This window comes from Kosakonia sp. S42 (genome assembly GCF_016624785.1).
Lineage (GTDB): Bacteria > Pseudomonadota > Gammaproteobacteria > Enterobacterales > Enterobacteriaceae > Kosakonia > Kosakonia cowanii.
The window spans coordinates 179,188-194,719 of the sequence record NZ_JACVTW010000007.1; the positions used below are offsets into that span (position 1 = coordinate 179,188).

Here is a 15,532-nt window from a genome sequence, read left to right on the forward strand (position 1 = left end):
AATCGCCGCATTTTTAAGAACTTGTGCGCTTTATATGCAGTTTACCGGTGACATAGTTTCAGAATTGGATTATTTCTGTACGTGCCCGATAAGGTTAATTTTGGTATGATTTGCGATTCAGCCCGCAAAATCGTGCATAAAAGAAGGCGTTGGAATGCTTATATCCGACCAGGAGACCTAATGATATCGATACCCATGCGACGAAGTGGGGCGACGATACTCATGTTTTTCACCTTGATGTTTTCAGGTGGAGTGCTGGCAAAAACGCACACAGAAACAGCGAGTCACAAAGCCCACGTCACCAAGGCAAGCGTAAAAAAACAGGCAAGCAGTAAGAAAGAGTATTCTCGCAATAGTGTAAAAAGCCGTTCACTTCCTGATTTGCGAAAATACCCTTCCGGGACACCACGAAAGAGAGCGTTTCTCCGGACCGTAATGCCTTACATCACCAGCAAAAACGCTGCGATCACCGCGGAGCGTAACTGGCTGCTCAGAAAACAGTATGACAGCCAGTGGTCGCCCTCTGAGCGCACGCGCATGAAGGATATTGCCAAACGCTACAAAGTGACCTGGTCCGGGAATACGCGCCGTATTCCGTGGAACACGCTGCTGGAGCGCGTTGACATTATTCCGGACAGCATGGTCGCCACCATGGCCGCAGCAGAGAGTGGCTGGGGCACCTCTAAGCTGGCGCGCAGTAACAACAACCTGTTCGGCATGAAGTGCGCGAAAGGCGCCTGCAAAAGCGGCTCGGGCAGAGTGAAAGGTTACTCGCAGTTTGGCTCGGTACAGGAGTCGGTCGACGCTTACGTCACCAACCTGAACACGCACGCGGCCTATGCCTCCTTCCGTAAATCCCGTGCGCAGTTGCGTAAAGCGGACCAGGAAGTGACGGCAACGGCGATGATCCACAAGCTGAAGGGCTACTCCACCCGCGGCGCGAGCTACAACAACTATCTGTTTGCCATGTATCAGGACAATCAGCAGTTAATTGCCGCCCACATGTAACCCCGCTTGCTGAAACGCCTTCCATCCGGAAGGCGTTTTTCTTTGCGCCTAAATCAGAATTTCGCTGTAGCGGTCGCGATAATCCTTCGGCGTGCTGTCGTAGGCCTTGCGGAAGACCGAGTAGAAGTACTGCAATGACGGGTAGCCGCACATCTGCGAAATCTCATTGATAGAGAGCGAGGTGGAGATCAGCAGGCTGCGCGCCTTCTCCAGCTTCTCGGCGTGGATCACCGCGTGAATGGTTTCGCCCACCTCCTCCTTGAAGCGCTTCTCCAGATTGGAGCGCGAAATACCGACCGCATCCAGCACCTGATCGACCTTAATGCCTTTGCAGGCGTGGTTGCGGATATAGTGCATCGCCTGAATCACCGCCGGATCGTTCAGCGAACGGTAATCCGTGGAACGGCGGGCAACCACCCGCATCGGCGGCACCAGCAGGCGCTGCAACGGCATTGCTTCGTTATCGAGCAGCCGGTGCAGCAGCTTCGCGGCCTGGTAGCCCATTTGCCGCGTGCCCTGCGCTACCGAAGAGAGCGCGACGCGGGAGAGGTAGCGGGTCAGCTCTTCGTTATCGATGCCTATCACGCACAGCTTCTCCGGCACCGGAATATGCAGATGGTCGCAGACCTGCAAAACATGGCGCGCCCGCGCGTCGGTAACGGCGATAATCCCCGTTTGCGGCGGCAGCGTTTGCAGCCAGTCGGCAAGGCGATTTTGCGCATGCTGCCAGTTTTCCGGCGCGGTAGTAAGCCCCTGGTAAACCACGCCGCGATACTTCTCCTGCGCTACCAGCTGGCAAAAAGCATACTCCCGCTCGGCGGCCCAGCGCTTGCCGCTCGAGGCGGGCAGGCCGTAAAAGGCGAAGCGATGCACCCCTTTCTCTTTGAGATGCAAGAAGGCGCTCTCGACCAGCGCGTGGTTGTCGGTGGCGATATAGTGCACCGGCGGGTAGTGCTCCGGCGTGTGATAAGAGCCGCCGACGCCGACAATCGGTACATCGACATCCGCCAGCAGCCGCTCAATCTCCCGGTCATCGTAGTCGGCGATCACGCCGTCGCCGAGCCACTCTTTAATGTTCTCAATACGGGCACGGAAATCCTCCTCAATAAAGATATCCCACTCCGATTGCGACGCCTGAAGATACTCCCCAACGCCTTCGACCACCTGTCGGTCGTAGGCTTTATTCGCGTTAAATAACAGCGTGATGCGATGGCGCTTTTCAAACATAGTGGTTCGCTTCCTGACTATTCATCAGTTCTGATTACCATATTCAACACGCTGCCGGACAAAAATAATCCGGCAGTGTGATCGCGCCTCTGTTCGCCCGACTCAGGCACGACGTTTGGTGGCGGAGTCCATCCACACCGCCAGCAGTAAAATGGCTCCCTTGACGATGTACTGCCAGAAGGTGGGAACATCCATCATGCTCATGCCGTTATCCAGCGAGGCCATAATAAACGCCCCCATTACCGCGCCCGCCACGCTGCCGATGCCGCCCGCGAGGCTGGTGCCGCCAATCACGCAGGCGGCAATTGCATCCAGTTCGGCAATGTTCCCGGCCGACGGCGAACCGGCACCAAGGCGCGAGCTGAGGATAAGCCCGGCAATCGCCACCATCAGGCCATTGATTGCGAAGACCGCCAGTTTGGTGCGCTCAACGTTAATGCCGGAGAGCCGCGCCGCTTCAAGGTTGCCGCCAATGGCGTAAATGCGGCGGCCAAAAGCGGTGCGCGTTGCCATAAACAGACCTGCCAGCAGCAGAAAGACCAGCAGCAGCACCGGCGTTGGCACGCCGCGGTAATCATTCAGCAGCCAGATGGCACCGAGCACGATCACCGCGATCAGCGCCTGGCGCCCCACCGCATGGCCGGAGGAGGAGGTGGCTAAGCCCAGCGACTGGCGGCGCATGCGCCCGCGCCACTGCCAGAGCACAAATGCCACCAGCCCCAGCGCGCCCACGCCGAAGCCAACACCGTCCGGCAGATAGCTCTGGCCGATTTGCGACATCGCCGCGCTGGTAGGGGAAACGGTAGTGCCATTAGTAATGCCGATTAACACGCCGCGAAACGCCAGCATCCCGGCGAGGGTAACGATAAACGACGGCACTTTGCGGTAGGCCACCCACCAGCCGTTCCACGCGCCGAGCAGCAGGCCAAGCAGCAGCGTCACCACCACCGTGAGCGGCAAGGGCCAGCCGAGCCAGACGTCAAAAATAGCCGCCGCACCGCCCAGCAGGCCCATCATCGAGCCTACCGAGAGGTCAATCTCCGCCGAGATAATGACAAACACCATCCCCACCGCGAGGATGCCGGTGATGGCGGTCTGGCGCAGCAGGTTAGAGATATTACGCGCGCTCAGGTAGGCACCGTCGGTCATGCCGGTGAAAAAGAGCATGATCACAACGATGGCCGCAAGCATCACAAACACCTGCAGGTTGAGTGACTTCAGCCCGGAGAAGGGGCCTGGCGACGCGGTGGATAACTGACTTTCAGACGGGTTGCTTTTCGACATGATGTTCGCTCCTCAGCGCCGCTTCCATAACCTGCTCCTGGGTCAAATGACGGTTGATAAGATCGGCTTTCAGCTTCCCTTCGTGCATCACCAGCACGCGGTCGCTCAGGCCCAGCACTTCGGGCAGCTCGGAGGAGATCACAATCACCGCAATCCCCTGCTGCACCAGTTGGTTAATCAGTTTGTAGATTTCATACTTCGCGCCGATATCGATGCCGCGCGTCGGCTCATCAAGGATCAAAATGCGCGGGTTGAGCAGCAGGCAGCGGGCGAGAATCGCTTTCTGCTGATTGCCGCCGCTCAGCCGGCCAATCGCCAGCTCCGGCGACGAGGTTTTTACTTTCAGCCGCTGGATGGACTGCAAAATGCACGCCTGCTCGGCGGCGTCATCGAGGCTGCTCAGGCTGCCGGTAAACTGGTTTAGCGCCGCCAGCGTGATGTTTTTACCCACCGCCATCACCGGCACAATGCCGTCGCGCTTGCGATCCTCCGGCACCATGGCGATGCCGTGACCAATCGCCTGCTGGCAGTTGCGGATCTCAACCTCTTTGCCATCCAGAAAAATTTTTCCCTCCCAGCGCCCTGGCCAGACGCCAAACAGGCACTGCACGGCTTCGGTGCGCCCGGCCCCGACCAGCCCGGCAATGCCGAGGATCTCGCCGCGCTTGAGGCTAAAGGAGACGTCGTTGACGCGTTTGATATGGCGGTTAACCGGATGCCAGGCGGTAAGGTGCTCGACGCGCAGGATCTCCTCGCCGTGGGTGTGCGGTTCATTGGGGTAGAGCGCGGTCAGCTCGCGGCCCACCATCATGGTGATAATGTCATCTTCACTCATCCCCGCCGCGTCGCGGGTGCCGATGTGCTTCCCGTCGCGGATAACGCAGATAACGTCGGAGATGGCTTTCACTTCATTGAGCTTATGGGAGATGTAAACGCAGGCGATATCGTGGTTGCGCAGGTCGCGGATGATATCGAGCAGCACCGCCGTCTCCTGCTCGGTCAGCGAGGCGGTCGGCTCATCTAAAATCAGCAACCGCACCTGCTTGTTCAGCGCTTTGGCGATCTCCACCAACTGCTGCTGGCCCAGGCCTAAGTCACCGACGCGGGTATCGGGCGAGATGGCGAGGCTCACCTGTTTGAGCAGCTTCTCGCAGCGCAGCGTCATCTGGTCGTAATCCATCACGCCGTGGCGGGTGATCTCCGCGCCAAGGAAGATGTTCTCCAGCACTGTGAGATGTTTCACCAGCGCCAGCTCCTGGTGAATGATGGCGATCCCTTTGCGCTCGGTATCGCGGATATGGCTCGCTTGCAGAATCTCCCCTGCAAAGTAGATTTCGCCTTCATAGCTGCCGGTCGGGTAGATGCCGCACAGCACTTTCATCAGGGTCGATTTACCCGAGCCGTTTTCGCCGCACAGGGAGAGCACTTCGCCCGCGTTAAGTTGCAGGCTGACGTTATCAATCGCCTTCACGACGCCGAAGGCTTTGGTGATGTTCTTCATTTCGAGTAAGTAAGGCATGGCTGCTCCACGTCGATCGCTTATCAGACAGCGCCTGAAGTGAGGGCGGCGGCGCGCCTGATTCTGAACTCAGGCGCGCCGTCGTTTTCAGAGCTGATTCTTCTGGTGGAAGCCGTCTTTGATCACCGTGGCGTCAATATTCTCTTTGGTGACTTCAATCGGCGTCAGCAGGCGGGCGGGCACATCTTTCAGGCCATTGTTGAGCGAGGCATCGGCCTTCGGCTGCTTACCGTTACCAAGCTCGACGGCGATCTCCGCCGCGGTGTTGGCAAGCTGGGTGATAGGTTTATAGACGGTCATTGTCTGGCTGCCGTTCATCAGGCGTTTGACCCCAGCGAGATCCGCATCCTGGCCGGAGATGGCAACTTTGCCCGCCAGCCCCTGCGCGCTTAAGGCCTGGATAGCGCCGCCAGCGGTTGCGTCATTTGAGGCAACCACGGCATCGATTTTATTGTTGTTGGCGGTCAGCGCGTTCTCCATTATTTTCAGCGCATTTTCCGGCAGCCAGCCATCGACCCACTGGTCGCCGACAATTTTAATTTTCCCGCTGTCGATATAGGGCTTTAACACCTTCATCTGCCCGGCACGGAACAGCTTGGCGTTATTATCCACCGGTGAGCCGCCCATTAAGAAATAATTACCCTGCGGCACCTTGTTGACCAGGCTTTGCGCCTGTAATTCCCCGACTTTTTCATTGTCGAAGGAGATATAGAAATCGATATCCGCATTATTAATCATGCGGTCATAGGCCAGAACTTTAATTCCTTCCTGTTTAGCTTCTTTCACAACGTTACTTAATACCTGACCATTGTAGGGAATAATAACCAGCACGTCGACGCCGCGGTTGATCATATTTTCAATTTGCGACATCTGGGTCTCTTCATTACCGTTCGCCGACTGGACGAAAACATCGGCGCCGAGGGATTCGGCTTTCTTCACAAAAATGTCGCGATCTTTTTGCCAGCGTTCAAGACGCAGATCGTCAATCGCCATGCCGATTTTTATCGTTTTGGCATGGCTGAACGTGCTGGCAAGCAGCAGGGTGGCGCAGAGTGTAAGGCAGAGATTCTTTATCTTCATAATAGGAATACCTTTCGTAGGGTGGTGTGCGAGATAAAAGAAACGTGCACTGCTTAGAACGAGCAAATTCTTAACGCAGAATGGAATAGTGGCAATTACAGATTTTAATAGGCGGGTTACGTTTTTTGGTTTATTTGCTGATTTATGACCCCGATCTTATTTTAAAAAAAATAAAACTGGCGTTGCATAAAAAACAGGAAAGCACCTCGCAGCAACTTTTGCGGTTATTTTGCGAGCCAGCGCACGTTTGCGTATTCTCTCAATGGCAGTGTGAAATAACGTAATTGAGCAAGGCGCAGAGAGAATCCAGTATTAACTCAGATATGTTCACTCGCCAATGGAGCTCATTATGCACGCTTATTTTGACCAGCTGGATCGGGTTCGTTTTGAAGGTTCAAAGAGTACGAATCCGCTCGCGTTTCGTCACTACAACCCGGATGAGCTGGTGCTCGGTAAACGCATGGAAGATCACCTGCGTTTCGCCGCCTGCTACTGGCACACCTTCTGCTGGAACGGCGCGGATATGTTTGGCGTCGGCTCCTTCGATCGCCCCTGGCAGCAGCCGGGCGAGGCGATGGCGCTGGCAAAACGCAAAGCCGATGTCGCCTTCGAATTCTTCCATAAGCTCAATGTGCCCTACTACTGCTTCCATGATGTCGATGTCTCCCCGGAAGGCGCCTCGCTGAAAGAGTACCTGAGCAACTTCGCCGAAATGGTTGATGTGCTGGGAGAAAAACAGCAGCAGAGCGGCGTCAAGCTGCTGTGGGGCACCGCAAACTGCTTCACCAACCCACGTTACGGCGCGGGCGCAGCCACCAACCCGGATCCGGAAGTCTTCAGCTGGGCGGCAACCCAGGTGGTAAGCGCGATGAACGCCACCCATAAACTCGGCGGCGAAAACTACGTGCTGTGGGGCGGACGCGAAGGCTACGAAACCCTGCTCAATACCGACCTGCGCCAGGAGCGCGAGCAGATTGGCCGCTTTATGAACATGGTGGTTGAGCATAAGCACAAAATCGGTTTCCGCGGCACGCTGCTGATTGAGCCAAAACCGCAGGAGCCGACCAAGCACCAGTACGACTACGACGCCGCGACGGTCTATGGCTTCCTGAAACAGTTCGGACTGGAGAAAGAGATCAAGCTCAATATCGAAGCCAACCACGCCACCCTCGCGGGCCACTCCTTCCATCATGAAATCGCCACCGCCATTGCGCTGGGGCTGTTTGGCTCCGTCGACGCCAACCGCGGCGATCCGCAGCTCGGCTGGGATACCGACCAGTTCCCGAACAGCGTCGAAGAGAACGCGCTGGTGATGTATGAAATCATCAAAGCGGGCGGCTTCACCACCGGCGGCCTCAACTTTGACGCCAAGGTCCGTCGCCAGAGTACCGATAAGTACGATCTCTTCTACGGCCATATCGGCGCGATGGACACCATGGCGCTGGCGCTGAAAATCGCTGCCCGCATGGTCGAAGAGGGCGAGCTGGATAAACGCGTCGCCAAACGCTACGCGGGCTGGAATGGTGAGCTGGGCCAGCAAATTTTGCAGGGGCAGCTTAGCCTTGCGGAACTTGCGAAGTACGCTGAAGAGCAGAACCTGGCACCGCGTCACCAGAGCGGTCACCAGGAGCAACTGGAGAACCTGGTCAACGCGTATCTCTTCGATAAGTAACCGGCTTCTGCGCGGCACACTCAAAAAGGAGTAGTCACTATGTATATCGGGATCGATCTCGGTACCTCGGGCGTGAAAGCGATTCTGCTCGGTGAGCAGGGCGAGGTGCTGGCCTCCCACACGGAGAAACTCAGCGTCTCTCGCCCACACCCGTTATGGTCGGAGCAGGATCCCGAAAGCTGGTGGCAGGCGACGGATCGCGCCATCCAGGCGCTCGGTGCGGCGCATTCGTTGCAGCAGGTGAAGGCCATCGGCCTTGCCGGGCAGATGCACGGCGCGACGCTGCTCGATAGCGAAAACCGCGTTCTGCGCCCGGCGATCCTCTGGAACGATGGTCGCTGTGGTGAAGAGTGCGGGCTGCTGGAGGCGCGGGTGGCTAACGCCCGTGCGATCACCGGTAACCTGATGATGCCGGGCTTCACCGCGCCGAAGCTGCTGTGGGTGCAGCGGCATGAACCGGAGATCTTCGCTAAGGTGGCGAAGGTGCTGCTGCCGAAAGATTATCTGCGGCTGAAGATGTCCGGCGTCTTTGCCAGCGATATGTCCGATGCCGCAGGCACCATGTGGCTCGATGTGGCGAAGCGCGACTGGAGCGACGAGATGCTCGCCGCCTGCTCGTTGTCGCGTAGCCATATGCCAACGCTGTTTGAAGGCAGTGAGATCACCGGCGAACTGCTGCCGGAAGTTGCCCGGCGCTGGGCGATGCCGGTAGTGCCGATTGTTGCAGGCGGCGGCGACAACGCCGCTGGCGCGGTCGGTGTCGGCATGGCGGATGCGGGGCAGGCGATGCTCTCGCTTGGCACATCCGGCGTCTACTTTGCCGTCAGCGAAGGGTTTCTCAGCAAGCCGGAAAGCGCAGTGCACAGCTTCTGCCACGCGCTGCCGGGGCGCTGGCACCTGATGTCGGTGATGCTGAGCGCGGCCTCCTGTCTGGACTGGGCGGCCAAACTGACCGGCATGAAATCGGTGCAGGCACTGATTAGCGCCGCGCAGCAGGCGGATGAGAACGCGGGCGATATCTGGTTTCTGCCCTATCTCTCCGGCGAACGCACGCCGCACAACAACCCGCAGGCAAAGGGCGTCTTCTTTGGTCTGACCCATCAACACGGCCCGGCGGAGCTGGCGCGCGCGGTGCTGGAAGGGGTGGGATATGCGCTGGCAGACGGGATGGATGTGGTGCACGCCTGCGGCGTGACGCCGCAGAGCATTACCCTTATCGGCGGCGGCGCGCGCAGCGACTGGTGGCGGCAGATGCTGGCGGATATCAGCGGCTTGCAGCTCGATTACCGCACCGGCGGGGATGTTGGCCCGGCGCTCGGCGCGGCGCGGCTGGCACAAATCGCCGTTAATCCCGGCGTACCGCTGGCAACGCTGCTGCCGCAACTGCCGGTTGAGCAGCAGCATCAGCCGGACGCGCAGCGTCACGCGCACTATGTCGAGAAGCGCGACACCTTCCGCCGCATCTATCAGCAGCTGTTGCCGCTGATGTCATAACCTTTTCGGCCCGCTGGCAACGGTGGGCCGTAATCACCCTGATGTTGTCCTTTTTTGGTCTTAGCAGCAGCGTAAAGCCTTGCCAGAATAGCGTTAACCCCACTGAGCAAGGAGTCCTGAAATGACCCGTACCGCGCTGATTAACATCGACACCCAGCAATCCTTTTTCCACCGTAATTTCTGGCAGGATAACGACTTTCCCGCTTTCCAGCAGGCGATGCTGACACTGATTGCCGGTTGCCAGGCGCGCGGCATTCCGCTGGTGGATATTTTTCACGTCGCCGACAGTGGCCCCTTCTCGCTGGAGAGCGGCTTCGTGAAACCGATGCCCTTTTTGCAGCACCAGGCGGATGTCACCTTCCATAAGCATGTCCACAACGCCTTTACCGATACCGGCCTCGATCGCTGGCTGCGTCAGCGCGATATCACTCATCTGATTATTTGTGGTATTCGTACGGAGCAGTGCTGTGAAACGACCGCCAGGGTGGCATCGGATCTGGGCTATCGCGTGACCTTCGTCAGCGAAGCGACGCTCACTTTCCCAATGACACATAATGGCGTGACGCTGGATAGCCACACGCTGCGCCACCGTACGGAAACCGTGCTCGTCGGGCGCTTTGCCGCCATTAACACCGTCCAGGAGACGCTGGAACAATAAATGTGTGATGTCTGGTTTGTGATGCTGCCCGGCGTGCTGGCGCTCGATATGGCCGGTCCGGCGGAGACCTTTGCCCAGGCGCAGGAGACCTTTCGCCTGCACTACATCGGCCCGCAAGCGGAGGTGGCAACCTCCCTTGGCTTAACGATGGGCAACATCGCGCCGCTGCCGGAGACGTTACCGGAGGGGAGCCTGCTGGTGCTGCCCGGCGTCAGCGATTCGTCGCAGTTATTCGACACGCCGCAGGCAACGCAGGTGCGCAACTGGCTGATGCGCCTGCAACCGCTGCTCCACCGCCGGGCGATTACGCTGATGTGCGTCTGTTCCGGCGCAATGCTGGCAGCGAAAGCCGGGCTGCTTAACGGGGTTCAGTGCACGACGCATCACAATGTGATTGCCCGCTTGCAGGCGCTGGAACCGGCGGCGCTGGTCAAAGAGAACCGGATTTTTATTGAGGATCGCGGCATCTGGACCAGCGCGGGCATCACCTCAGGTATCGATCTTGCCCTGCACATTATCAACCGCTTATGCGGGCCGGCGCGTGCGCTGGCGGTAGCGCGCGAAATGGTGGTCTGGTTTCGCCGCTCCGGCGACGATCCGCAGCTTTCACCGTGGCTGCGCTATCGTAACCATCTCCATCCGGCGGTGCACCGGGCGCAGGATGCGCTGACCGCCGAGCCGCAAAAAGCCTGGCAACTGGCGGAGATTGCCGCGCGGGCTCACGTCAGCGCCCGGCATCTCACCCGTCTTTTTCAGCAGCACCTGGGGATCAGCGTGCGCGACTATCTGGAGCAGCTGCGGCTGGTGATTGCCGAGCAGGCGCTGTTACAGGGCCAGGGGGCGGAGCAGGCGGCGCTGGCCGCCGGTTTCTCCTCCCCGCGCCAGCTGCACCGGGCGCGGGCGCGTATTGCTAGCTGACAAACCGCCGCCGGTCGATGCGCTGCACCAGCATCGAGAGCGCCAGGCTTGCCGCCAGCGCCGCGCTGAAGACCCACACAATGTCGAGCAGCGGCCAGTTTTGCACCTCAACGCCGCGCGTGCGCAGCGCATGAATAATCAGCGCGTGAAAACCGTAAATACCGAGTGAGTGGCGCGAAATCAGCGCCAGCCCCGGCAGAGTGCGGCTGCTAAGCGTGTTTTTTACCAGCGTAAACAGTGCGATAGCGCAGAGAAAGACCATCGGGCCGCAGTAGAGATACCAGGTATCGGCGAAGTTACCGCGCCATCTCAGCTCATGCAGCGTACCGCGTGAAATCGCCACCACCGCCAGCACCACTACTGCGGCGCTCAGCCAGTTCAGCGCCCGTCTTTGCGTCGCCATCATGCCGATGGCGCGCCCGAGGATGGCGTAGAGCACGTAGTAAAAGGTGTCGCCGTTGATGTAGAGATTGATCGGTAACCACTCAACGCCATCGCTTTTTAGCGTCACCAGATTGGGGTTAGCGACGACGCCAATCACCGCAATCAGCGCCAGAAGCATCTTGCCGCTCAGGGCTTTGACCTGAATCAGGGGCGAGAGCAGGTAGATAACGATGACGGCGAAGAAGAACCACAGATGGTAAAAAATCGGCTTTTGCAGGATGTTCTTCAGCGACAGGTCGCTGTTAATCGAGGTAAACAGCACGATATAGAGCAGGGCGATGAGGCTATAAAACAGCAGGCAGAGGCCGATACGCAAAAAGTGGCGCGGCTGGGCGCTGCGTTCGCCGTAAAAGAGGTAGCCTGAAATCATAAAAAAGAGGGGAACGCTGACGCGCGAGGCGGAGTTGAGCAGATTGGCAACATTCCAGTCGAAGCTGGTAACGGCGGCTGGATTAGTAATGTACCAGGTTGTGGTGTGGATCATGACCACCATTAAACAGGCTATCCCGCGTAAATTATCTATCCAGTGAATTTTTGACGGCATCACTTCCTCAATTTCTTATTGTCGACAAATATCCTAAGACTGGTAATTTACCTGCGTATCTCTTTGGATAATTCTGAGTTTTCCCACGCGTGGTTGTGCACTAAGCGCAGTGCTGCACAATGGCGTTTTTGGCCGTTTACCCTATCAGCCCGCAAGGAAATGCGTAAGAAAATGATGAAGTTTACTCTGCCGATGCTGATGTTGCTGCTGACAAGTTGCAGTGCGCCCGAGAAAATGCCGGAGCAGAAGGCGCAAACGGCACGGCCTGGCCCGACACGCTCCCTCAATATGGAGCAGCTCTGCCGCGAAAACGCCGCGCACCGCTACAACACCGGGGCGGAAAAAGTGAACGTTACCGGCTTCGAACAGTATCAGGGCAGCTACGAGATGCGAGGCGTTACGCCGCGTCATGAAGCGTTTGTCTGCACTTTTGACGCTGAAGGGCAGTTTTTGCATCTTTCGATGCGTTAAGCCCCATAATACGCGCCAATGCCGCCGCTATTTCCCAATTTTCCGTAAACAACCCCGTTTCGTACTGTATATCTTGCAGTCAGCGGGTATACTGGTCGCTTCCTTTAAATCCACACGTATCCAGCACGAAATAATATGCAAAAGTTTGATACCAGGACCTTTCAGGGTCTGATCCTGACCTTACAGGATTATTGGGCTCGTCAGGGCTGCACCATCGTTCAACCTCTGGACATGGAAGTGGGTGCCGGTACTTCGCACCCAATGACCAGCCTGCGCGCGCTGGGCCCGGAGCCGATGGCAACCGCCTACGTTCAGCCTTCCCGTCGCCCGACCGATGGTCGTTACGGCGAAAACCCGAACCGCTTACAGCACTACTATCAGTTCCAGGTGGTGATTAAACCCTCTCCGGACAACATTCAGGAACTGTACCTCGGGTCACTGAAAGAGCTGGGTATGGACCCGACCATTCACGATATCCGTTTCGTGGAAGATAACTGGGAGAACCCGACGCTGGGTGCCTGGGGACTTGGTTGGGAAGTGTGGCTTAACGGCATGGAAGTGACGCAGTTCACCTACTTCCAGCAGGTTGGCGGCCTTGAGTGCAAGCCGATCACCGGCGAGATCACCTACGGTCTGGAACGTCTGGCGATGTACATTCAGGGCGTAGACAGCGTCTACGATCTGGTCTGGAGCGACGGCCCGCTGGGTAAAACCACTTACGGCGACGTGTTCCATCAAAACGAAGTGGAGCAGTCCACTTACAACTTCGAATACGCCGATGTCGACTTCCTCTTCACCTGCTTCGAGCAGTATGAGAAAGAGGCTCAGCAGCTGCTGGCGCTGGAAAATCCGCTGCCGCTGCCGGCTTACGAACGCATTCTGAAAGCCGCCCACAGCTTCAACCTGCTTGATGCGCGTAAAGCCATCTCCGTCACCGAACGCCAGCGCTACATTCTGCGCATCCGTACGCTGACCAAAGCAGTCGCTGAAGCCTATTACGCTTCCCGTGAAGCCCTTGGCTTCCCGATGTGCAACAGAAATAAATAAGAGGCGGCCATGTCAGAGAAAACATTCCTGGTGGAAATCGGCACCGAAGAGCTGCCACCAAAAGCCCTGCGCAGCCTGGCTGAGTCCTTCGCTGCCAACTTTACCGCTGAGCTGGATGCGGCAGGCGTTGCCCACGGCGAGGTTAAGTGGTTCGCCGCGCCGCGCCGTCTGGCGCTGAAAGTGGCTAATCTTGCCGCTGCGCAGCCGGATCGCGAAGTTGAAAAACGTGGCCCGGCCATCGCCCAGGCGTTCGACGCGGAAGGCAAACCGAGCAAAGCGGCTGAAGGCTGGGCGCGCGGCTGCGGTATCACCGTCGATCAGGCCGAGCGTCTGACCACCGACAAAGGCGAATGGCTGCTCTATCGCGCCCATGTGAAAGGCGAAAGCATCGAAGCGCTGCTGCCGAACATGATCGCCACCTCGCTTAGCAAACTGCCGATCCCGAAACTGATGCGCTGGGGCGCGTCGGACGTGCACTTTGTGCGTCCGGTTCACACCGTTACCCTGCTGCTGGGCGATCAGCTGGTTCCGGCAACGATCCTTGGCATTCAGTCCGATCGCGTCATTCGCGGCCACCGCTTTATGGGCGAGCCGGAGTTCACTATCGACAACGCCGATCAGTACCCGCAGATCCTGCTGGAGCGCGGCAAAGTGATGGCGGATTACGCCGAGCGTAAAGCCAAAATCAAAGCGGACGCTGAAGAGGCGGCGCGTAAGATTGGCGGAACTGCCGATCTGAGCGACAGCCTGCTGGAAGAGGTCACCTCTCTGGTTGAGTGGCCTGTGGTGCTGACCGCGAAGTTCGAAGAGAAATTCCTCGCCGTTCCGGCGGAAGCGCTGGTCTACACCATGAAGGGTGACCAGAAGTACTTCCCGGTGTATGGCAACGACGGCAAACTGCTGCCAAATTTCATCTTCGTCGCCAATATCGAGTCGAAAGATCCGCAACAGATTATCTCCGGTAATGAAAAAGTGGTGCGCCCGCGTCTGGCGGATGCCGAGTTCTTCTTCAATACCGACCGTAAAAAACGCCTGGAAGATCACCTGCCGCGTCTGCAAACCGTGCTGTTCCAGCAGCAGCTCGGCACGCTGCGCGACAAGACCGATCGTATTCAGGCGCTGGCGGGCTGGATTGCCGGTCAGATTGGCGCAGATGTGAACCACGCCACGCGCGCGGGTTTGCTCTCCAAGTGCGACCTGATGACCAACATGGTGTTTGAGTTTACCGACACCCAAGGCGTGATGGGCATGCACTATGCGCGTCACGACGGCGAAGCGGAAGACGTTGCCGTTGCGCTGAACGAGCAGTATCAGCCGCGCTTTGCCGGTGACGAGCTGCCGTCTAACCCGGTGGCTTGCGCCGTGGCGATTGCCGATAAGATGGATACCCTCGCGGGGATCTTCGGTATCGGCCAGCATCCGAAAGGCGATAAAGACCCGTTCGCGCTGCGCCGTGCCGCGCTGGGCGTGCTGCGTATTATCGTTGAGAAGAACCTGGCGCTGGATCTGCAAACCCTGACCGAAGAGGCGGTGCGTCTCTACGGCGATAAGCTGACGAACGCCAAAGTGGTCGACGATGTGATCGACTTTATGCTGGGCCGCTTCCGCGCCTGGTATCAGGACGAAGGCTACAGCGTTGATACCATTCAGGCGGTGCTGGCGCGCCGTCCGACCAAACCGGCTGATTTCGACGCGCGTATGAAGGCGGTTTCCCACTTCCGTACGCTGGAGGAAGCGGCGGCGCTGGCGGCAGCCAACAAGCGCGTCTCCAACATCCTGGCGAAATCTGACGAAACGCTGAATGAGAACGTGCAGGCGGCGGTGCTGAAAGAGGCCGCAGAGATTAAGCTGGCGGGCAACGTGGTGGTTCTGCGCGATACCCTGCAGCCGTTCTTTGCTGAAGGGCGCTATCAGGAAGCGTTGATCGAGCTGGCGCAGCTGCGCGAGCCGGTGGACGAGTTCTTTGAGAACGTGATGGTGAACGCCGACGATAAAGAGGTGCGCATCAACCGCCTGACGCTGCTGGCGAAACTGCGTGAACTCTTCCTGCAGGTGGCAGATATCTCGCTGCTGCAGTAATCGTTCAGTCGATAAAAAACCCGCTACGGCGGGTTTTTTTATGCCCCGATGTTGCCGGGGAGCGTGGTGCGCATGGGGCCATGAGCC

The 15,532-nt window shown here is 58.1% G+C and carries 13 protein-coding genes; 8 read left to right on the top strand and 5 right to left on the bottom strand.

Going from position 1 to position 15,532, the window contains the following annotated elements:
* The first annotated feature begins 180 nt into the window (after positions 1-180).
* Positions 181-1,008: a protein bax gene (locus IAE50_RS11620; RefSeq protein WP_200580310.1), complete on the top strand. Its 828-nt coding sequence runs from the start codon at positions 181-183 to the stop codon at positions 1,006-1,008.
* Between the two features lie 48 nt (positions 1,009-1,056).
* Here the strand turns inward: IAE50_RS11620 and xylR are convergent, their stop codons facing one another.
* The 4 genes from xylR to xylF all read right to left on the bottom strand — a co-directional run bounded on the left by xylR (position 1,057) and on the right by xylF (position 6,118).
* Positions 1,057-2,235, bottom strand: coding sequence for a D-xylose utilization transcriptional activator XylR (gene xylR / locus IAE50_RS11625; RefSeq protein WP_042718640.1), 1,179 nt, complete (start codon positions 2,233-2,235; stop codon positions 1,057-1,059).
* 102 nt (positions 2,236-2,337) lie between these two features.
* Positions 2,338-3,519, bottom strand: coding sequence for a xylose ABC transporter permease XylH (xylH, locus tag IAE50_RS11630; protein WP_042718639.1), 1,182 nt, complete (start codon positions 3,517-3,519; stop codon positions 2,338-2,340).
* Complete coding sequence (locus IAE50_RS11635) at positions 3,497-5,038, bottom strand: xylose ABC transporter ATP-binding protein (protein WP_200580311.1); 1,542 nt, start codon at positions 5,036-5,038, stop codon at positions 3,497-3,499. The genes xylH and IAE50_RS11635 overlap by 23 nt, the downstream gene beginning before the upstream one ends.
* Before the next feature lie 87 nt (positions 5,039-5,125).
* On the bottom strand, positions 5,126-6,118 hold the full coding sequence (xylF, locus tag IAE50_RS11640) for a D-xylose ABC transporter substrate-binding protein (RefSeq protein ID WP_124967016.1): 993 nt from the start codon (positions 6,116-6,118) through the stop codon (positions 5,126-5,128).
* A 349-nt stretch (positions 6,119-6,467) separates the two neighbouring features.
* Here xylF and xylA point away from each other — a divergent pair, with 349 nt between their 5' ends.
* The 4 genes from xylA to IAE50_RS11660 all read left to right on the top strand — a co-directional run bounded on the left by xylA (position 6,468) and on the right by IAE50_RS11660 (position 10,860).
* Positions 6,468-7,790 carry a xylose isomerase gene (gene xylA, locus IAE50_RS11645; protein WP_042718634.1) on the top strand — a complete coding sequence of 441 codons (1,323 nt, stop codon included), beginning with the start codon at positions 6,468-6,470 and terminating at the stop codon, positions 7,788-7,790.
* Positions 7,791-7,829: 39 nt separating this feature from the next.
* On the top strand, positions 7,830-9,284 hold the full coding sequence (gene xylB / locus IAE50_RS11650; RefSeq protein WP_200580312.1) for a xylulokinase: 1,455 nt from the start codon (positions 7,830-7,832) through the stop codon (positions 9,282-9,284).
* 121 nt (positions 9,285-9,405) lie between these two features.
* Complete coding sequence (locus IAE50_RS11655; RefSeq protein ID WP_200580313.1) at positions 9,406-9,942, top strand: cysteine hydrolase family protein; 537 nt, start codon at positions 9,406-9,408, stop codon at positions 9,940-9,942.
* Positions 9,943-10,860 carry a GlxA family transcriptional regulator gene (locus IAE50_RS11660; protein WP_232045136.1) on the top strand — a complete coding sequence of 306 codons (918 nt, stop codon included), beginning with the start codon at positions 9,943-9,945 and terminating at the stop codon, positions 10,858-10,860.
* On the opposite strand, the gene IAE50_RS11665 is transcribed toward IAE50_RS11660, so the two are convergent.
* Positions 10,853-11,848, bottom strand: a complete 996-nt coding sequence (locus IAE50_RS11665) for an acyltransferase (RefSeq protein WP_200580314.1) — start codon at positions 11,846-11,848, stop codon at positions 10,853-10,855. The two genes, IAE50_RS11660 and IAE50_RS11665, sit on opposite strands and share 8 nt — an antisense overlap.
* Positions 11,849-12,019: 171 nt before the next feature.
* On the opposite strand from IAE50_RS11665, the gene IAE50_RS11670 reads away from it, so the two are divergent.
* The 3 genes from IAE50_RS11670 to glyS all read left to right on the top strand — a co-directional run bounded on the left by IAE50_RS11670 (position 12,020) and on the right by glyS (position 15,445).
* Complete coding sequence (locus tag IAE50_RS11670; RefSeq protein WP_042718720.1) at positions 12,020-12,319, top strand: YsaB family lipoprotein; 300 nt, start codon at positions 12,020-12,022, stop codon at positions 12,317-12,319.
* Between the two features lie 135 nt (positions 12,320-12,454).
* Positions 12,455-13,366, top strand: a complete 912-nt coding sequence (gene glyQ / locus IAE50_RS11675) for a glycine--tRNA ligase subunit alpha (RefSeq protein ID WP_042718627.1) — start codon at positions 12,455-12,457, stop codon at positions 13,364-13,366.
* Between the two features lie 9 nt (positions 13,367-13,375).
* The gene (gene glyS, locus IAE50_RS11680) at positions 13,376-15,445 is read left to right on the top strand and encodes a glycine--tRNA ligase subunit beta (protein WP_200580315.1); all 2,070 of its coding nucleotides are present in this window, start codon (positions 13,376-13,378) and stop codon (positions 15,443-15,445) included.
* Positions 15,446-15,532: the final 87 nt, after the last annotated feature.